Raw genomic sequence first — 6,350 nt, 5'->3', positions numbered from 1 at the left:
ATCATTTCCTGCTTGGTGTTAGTCAAAAACACAGTCTTATGCCTACTCGTTATTTTAAGTGGGAGACTGTGTCCGGTGTTTCAGGGGGCTGCTCCATCGTGAGTGAGTGTGGCTCCCGCTTAGGCGGGAGCCACACATCATCTCGGTGCGACATTTTGTCCATGTGGGGCAGCCTCCCCCCTGAAACACCGGACATAGCTTCTCACTTAAACTAGCGGGCAGGCATAAGACTGTGTTTTTGTTCACTTCGGTGGAAGACACGAGCTGAGCCGGATGAACTTCCGGCCAGTGATGAAACGGGAGATTGTTCAAGACCGATTCACGACGTGTAGACACAACCATTCTGCTTCTGCCTCCGCTTCTGTTTCTGCCTCGCTTCTGCTTCTGCTGATTCGCATCGCTTCTGCTGACCGACCCAGCTCGGGTCGCGGCGATGATTCGCGCCCTGACTCATTGAGCAAACACTACAACACTAAGCTGCGGGATTGCTTCCCACTGCCGAAAGCCGGGAGGTGACATCGCGGGTTTGGCCACGTACAACAATGACGAAAACCCTCCCCGAATCTACTGCTGCGGTTGCACGCTCGCATGTTTACCGCGCCGATATCGATGGCCTGCGCGCGGTTGCGGTTCTGGCTGTCGTCATATTTCACGCATTTCCTACCGCCTTGCCGGGTGGGTTCGTCGGCGTCGACATCTTCTTTGTCATCTCCGGCTACTTGATCACCGGAATTCTGCTGAATGACTTGCGAGCCGATCGATTTTCGATTGCCCGCTTCTACTCGAGACGGATACGGCGAATCTTCCCGGCGTTGCTGACCGTGCTGCTGGTGACCTGGACGCTGGGTTGGTTCAGCCTGACGGGCGGCGAATACAAGGAATTGGGCAAGCACGTACTCGCGGGCGCGGGCTTCATGTCGAACTGGGCGCTGTGGACGGAAGCGGGTTACTTCGATCAAACCTCGTCCGCCAAGCCACTGCTGCACCTGTGGTCGCTCGGCGTCGAAGAGCAGTTCTATATCGTCTGGCCGATCTTGCTTCTGATCGCATTCAGGATGCGGCGCGTGGGACTGTTCTGCGCACTGGCCGGTCTTGCCTCGTTCGGCTGCAATCTCTGGCTGACTTGGCACCATCGCTCGGCGGCGTTCTACTGGCCGACCGGTCGAGTGTGGGAATTCGCGGCAGGCGCGGGATTGGTGATCGCATCGGCAACGGCTGCATTGTCGCGCGACGGACGCGCGACCAAAATTGTCGTTTCGATCGCCGGGTTGCTGCTGTGTGGTGCAGCATTCGTCGGGCTGAATTCGACACTGGCCTTTCCGGGATGGTGGGCCGTCTTGCCGGTGCTCGGCGCAGTCGCACTGGTTGCGGCAGGTCCGAATGGCCCGGTGAATCAATATGTCCTGTCCAATCCGGTAGCCGTATGGTTCGGGAGGATCAGCTACGCGCTCTACCTTTGGCATTGGCCGCTGTTGTCCTTCGCGTTCATCATTGCGGGTGACGAACCGTCTCTGCTGGTGCGAGCCAGCATGGTCGTCGTGAGTATTGGGCTGGCGTGGTTCACGACAACTGTGATCGAGCGGCCGGTACGGCTCGGATCATCGGCAAAATGGAAACTTGTCGCGCCTTGCGTGCTGATGTTGGGGATCGCCTGCCTTGGTTGCATGACGTATGTGTGCGGCGGACTGGGTTTCCGTATCAATAGATACAGCCCGGACGCCGACGTGACAACCGCGAAGCTCGGCGCTGGACACGAGTTCGTCAATCTCCGGTGCGGCGTATCCGCGGCTGATCAGCAGTTCTTTCCATTCTGCGCGACGGACAAGCGCGCGCCCTCCCACTTCGCGGTATGGGGCGACAGTAAGGCGGATGCCTTGTATTGGGGGCTGGTACGGAAGTCTGCACCGGGTATTAGCTGGACGCTTATTGCACGTCCAAGCTGCGCGCCGATGGTAGGCGTTTCCCGCATCTCTTCAAATGCAGGCGATGATCCCTTGCTGTGCCGTGAGGCGAATGACAAAGCCCTACGCATGCTGCTTGGCAATGCGGCGCTCACCACCGTCGCGCTTGTCGCTGCCGACCGGGATATCATCGGTCAGCAATTCGCCTACGACGGCGTGTCGCAAGCCAAGCCATCCGCGGCAGTCGATGGCCTGGACAACGCCATCACCACATTCCAGCGAGCAGGCAAGCGCGTCATGCTGGTCCTCGATACGCCGCGACTGCGCGATCCCCGGCAATGCGTGGACCGGAGGCCGTTGCAGTGGCCGTTCGTCCAGCAAGCGCTGGGGGTTGCGAATCCCAACGCCACGAAGCGATGCGCCATCACCTACAGCAGCCACGTCGACAGCACCGTGGCCTATCGCACCATCATTGATCAACTGGAAAAGCGTCACCCTGATCTGGTCGTCTACGATCCGACACCGGTGCTATGCGACATCCACCGAAACGTCTGTCCGATGGTGATGAACCGGAACTATCTCTATAGCTATGGCGATCATATGTCGGACTATGCGAATGGCCTAGTGGCGGAGCAATTTCTTCCGCTTGTGGTGCGTTGAGCGCCATGCTTGCTGACATCGCCAATCCGGTTACCGTCCAGATTCACTTCAATCTCAACGCCTCCAGTAATCGCGCTGGCGGCAATGCCGTGCCGGTCGAAATGCTGTTGCAGGCCGGTCGCGACACCCACGCCCTGACTGGCCGTGTTGCTCAAAGTTGTCGGTACTGCAGCGCGCGCGAAGGTTACTTTGCGCGCAACATCGCGGTGATATCGGCCCTGGACCACCACACCACGTCACACAGATCCGCCAATGTTCCCTTGGCTCAAGCTCGCTGGACGCTGGCTCGAGCAGGCAGGGTTTCAACCTCATCGGCGCGTGCGCGTAACCGTCGAACACGGCAAGCTCATCATCACCGCCGCGTAGAAACATGAAAGGCCGCTTACGCGGCCCTCGGTGCTGTTATTCGACCATTGCACTACTTGACCACACTTTTCTCAGTCTCCGCAGTGACGCCAAGCACCTTGCTGCCAAGCTCATCACCACAAGCATCGGCATATACCATCAGTTGCCGCTTAACCCATTCGCCTCCATCATCGGTGAGTTGGCTATGGCTCGGCGCATCGTCGGCGTACTCCGGATTGCGTGCGCACAATGCTTCAGCCAAAACGCTTTTGGTATGCGTGTCTATCAAACGCAGTCTCACGCTGTACATAAGCCGATAGCTATCCCAGTGAGTTGGGTAATAAGCGTAAGACCAGTTAATTGTTTGACTATCCAATACAAAATCGCTTTCCGGATATCGAGCCGAAATCACATCTATTGAATCGTCACTAAGCGGATCAACATCGCTCCGCATAACCCGCATATCATATTGGGTAGCCAGCCGGCCCGCGACCTTATTTCCAATATACACCGCTGGATCGCGGATCTTGTTTTCCTTTACGAATGCATTACCTGTGCCAATCATCACAAGACCGCCAATCAATCCAAACACCGCCTTTCCTGGCGTCATGGCTGAAAATGATGGCGTCTGATACTCGTCTACTACAAGACTCTTACCACGCAGCACATCACCCTGTTCAGCGTTAAGCGCCTTTGGCTGAATTGAAACGCACCCGGAGAGGACACTACCCGCAACTACGCAAACTGCTAAACGAATATAAGTTCTCATTCTTTATTTTTCACCCTCGATAACAGCACCGGCATCATATTACCCAGTGCTTAGCTCAACTCCGTCAATCTGTTACCTGATGAACTCCCCAGGAATAAAGTCCGCCAGCCATACCAGATCGCGCCGACAATCACAGCACGCTGAATCCTTGATCCAGCGTACTGCCGCTGCCATCAACCTACGATATTAGCTTCAGACCCCGGTGATTTGCATAGATGCCTTCTAGTCGCTCTCCTCTATCAGAATTTGCGTGTTCTCCGGAACCTTGGTCCTTGATATGCGCAAACCAGAATTGCAGCTATTGCACCAAACAAGCTTCCAGCCATAGGCGCTACCCTTGAACCCAAAAATACTGATGTTCGGATTGGTCGGGTCGCTCCCGCGCACCTGGATCTTGCTTTGCTCGGCCTGGTCCCACCAGACGTAGCTGGTCGCCGTGTCGATCACGCTGGGGTTGGCCGTATCGCGCTGCTGCGTGTGCGTCACCACGCCCTGATCGGCACCCGTGTAGTTGCCATGACCGTCAGCCAGCCGATAGTCGTAGGTGACCGTGACCGTATGCGATGGCTGCCCTGTCGGTGAGAGCACCTGCGTGTCCCTCATCAGCCGATTGTCGGCATCGAATACGCTCGTGTCGGCCTTCGTGATCGTTTTACCGTCATCGGCATATTCAAAGTATTCCGTCACCCGGCCCAGCACATCGTTCTCACGATGGGCCCGCAACACCTTGTCGGCGTCCTTGCCGTCCGGGCTGAGGTAAACGCCTCATCAGCGCGTGCGCATCACCGCCGAACAAGGGCGGCTCATCATCACCGCCGCGTAAAAGTACCAAGGGCCGCTTGACGCGGCCCTTGGCTCCTCACTAACTACAAGTACCCGGCTTTTCCAAATAAATCTTTAAGCAGAGCGTCTAGATCTTCGTCGCTCAACCCCTGACTCTTGCCCGGCCCCTTCCAGTGCCAAACAAGCTGTTGGGCCTCACTCGATAGATTGACGAACTCATCACTCAGCAATTCGCCAAGGCGGAGATTCCCGATCGATGGGTCAGCCTCGATCAAACTTCTAAACACCTTGCTCGGTGATTCGCCCTCAAGGATTTTCTCTAGCATCTTTCTCACCGCCCAAAGATCACAGTTGTTACCGAGTACCCAGTGTTAGGCATGCCAACGTTCGTGTAGCCATATCGTGCAACCATGCGCCCTGTCCATGTATTCGCTGCTGCCTGCTGAGGAGGCATTCCACGATCGAGGTTAGATAGATACTGAGCAGCATTCACGCTATCGGTTCCTCCAATCCACATGCCACGAATTGCGTTTACTTGAACACCTTCTCGTTCGAGTCGTTCCATTGCACTGGCAAACATATCAGTCCCAGAAGCATTCGACAGCGAGCTACCTCCAGGGGCTGAACGAATGTCAAAGCCAAGAACACCTTGCCGATCTACATTCACAATCAAACCATGCACGCCCTCTGGATCGCCATATTGCAACGTAACACTTCCATTCTTGTTTTCCCTATAGGCAAAGTCGTCAGCGACATTAACTCGAGGAATAGGTGGTTTTAGCGCTATCGACGAGCCTTCCGGCACGATATTCATCTGAAGCCCTGGCACCAAGCGCCCGGCCATTTGCTCAGTTCGGCTTCCCGCCGCGGCCCAGCTCACGCCCTTCAGCCCCGCCCCAGCCAACGGCATCACACTGCCAACCGTCCCGACTTCGCTTAGCGCCGCTCCAGCGTAATCCCCGCTCATCACCTGCTGAGCAAAGCTACTCGACCAACCATCTCGCGCACCACCCAGCGCCGAGAACACATCGCGGTACTGACTCCCCACTTCCTTGAGCGGGTCAAGCGCGAAGGTATCCGCCACCCAGCGCACGCCCCTACCCAATTGCTCCGAAAGCGGTGCCTCTTGCTCAAACACGTTGCGTGGTGGCCCAAACAACCCGCGACCAAAGCCGCCTTCGGTCTGCGCCAGACGTACATTGGATTCCGGCAGCGGCGACACCGCAATCTGCGGATACGGCACAGCATACCCCACTACCTCTGGCGAGAACGACGAACCAACAATCGAGGCCCCATTATCCACCGCCATCAAGCCGCGTGCTTGCTGCGGCGTCAGCCCAAGGCTGGCCGCTGTTGTATCAAACCCGTTATCCGGATTCAACCGGCTATTGGCCGACCACGCGAACTGTTTGCCAGGATCAGCCGCGTAACCCGACTGCGCTACCAGTTCATCGACGTTGCCACCTCCGCCATACAGCGTGCTCGTACCATTCGATTGCACCTGCTGTTCGATTTCACTGCCGACCGTATTGCCGGCGATCGCGCCAATCATCCTCGGCAACCGGTCCCGCATGCTCCCGCCCAGAACCACTCCACCGGCCGTTTGCGACGCAACCCCGCTCACGATATTGCCCAGCACCGGAACCTTGCCAACACTGGTCTGGCCCACTTCACTGTTAACGCCCCCAGCAATCGCGCTGGCCGCAACGCCGCGCCAGTCGAAATGGTGCTGCAGGCCCGTCGCGACATCGACACCCTGACTGATCGCGTTACTCAGGGCTGCCTGACCTGCACCGCGCGCGAAGCTCGTGAAGTCGTCTGCACCCTTCAGTGCCGGTGCGTATTCACCCACCTCCGCACCCACCGCCCCCCCAATGGCTCCTATCGCTACG

The 6,350-nt window shown here is 57.2% G+C and carries 6 protein-coding genes; 2 read left to right on the top strand and 4 right to left on the bottom strand.

What is annotated here, in order from left to right; all coding sequences use genetic code 11:
• The first annotated feature begins 542 nt into the window (after positions 1-542).
• Positions 543-2,561, top strand: a complete 2,019-nt coding sequence (locus D7S89_RS26935) for an acyltransferase family protein (protein WP_121281916.1) — start codon at positions 543-545, stop codon at positions 2,559-2,561.
• Between the two features lie 5 nt (positions 2,562-2,566).
• The gene (locus D7S89_RS28095) at positions 2,567-2,935 is read left to right on the top strand and encodes a hypothetical protein (protein WP_245983354.1); all 369 of its coding nucleotides are present in this window, start codon (positions 2,567-2,569) and stop codon (positions 2,933-2,935) included.
• Positions 2,936-2,979: 44 nt separating this feature from the next.
• Here D7S89_RS28095 and D7S89_RS26925 read toward each other — a convergent pair whose 3' ends face one another.
• From D7S89_RS26925 to D7S89_RS26910, 4 genes are all read right to left on the bottom strand, one after another.
• Positions 2,980-3,675, bottom strand: coding sequence for a hypothetical protein (locus tag D7S89_RS26925; protein WP_147426787.1), 696 nt, complete (start codon positions 3,673-3,675; stop codon positions 2,980-2,982).
• 222 nt (positions 3,676-3,897) lie between these two features.
• Positions 3,898-4,401: a hypothetical protein gene (locus D7S89_RS26920; RefSeq protein ID WP_147426786.1), complete on the bottom strand. Its 504-nt coding sequence runs from the start codon at positions 4,399-4,401 to the stop codon at positions 3,898-3,900.
• A 140-nt stretch (positions 4,402-4,541) separates the two neighbouring features.
• On the bottom strand, positions 4,542-4,784 hold the full coding sequence (locus D7S89_RS26915; protein ID WP_121281912.1) for a hypothetical protein: 243 nt from the start codon (positions 4,782-4,784) through the stop codon (positions 4,542-4,544).
• A gap of 5 nt (positions 4,785-4,789) precedes the next feature.
• On the bottom strand, positions 4,790-6,350 hold a 1,561-nt coding region (locus tag D7S89_RS26910), incomplete at its 5' end, for a hypothetical protein (RefSeq protein ID WP_220702216.1).

The organism is Trinickia fusca, assembly GCF_003628145.1.
Taxonomy (GTDB): Bacteria; Pseudomonadota; Gammaproteobacteria; order Burkholderiales; family Burkholderiaceae; genus Trinickia; species Trinickia fusca.
The sequence above is the reverse complement of the archived record's forward strand: the minus strand, read 5'-3'. Positions and strand labels throughout refer to the sequence as shown.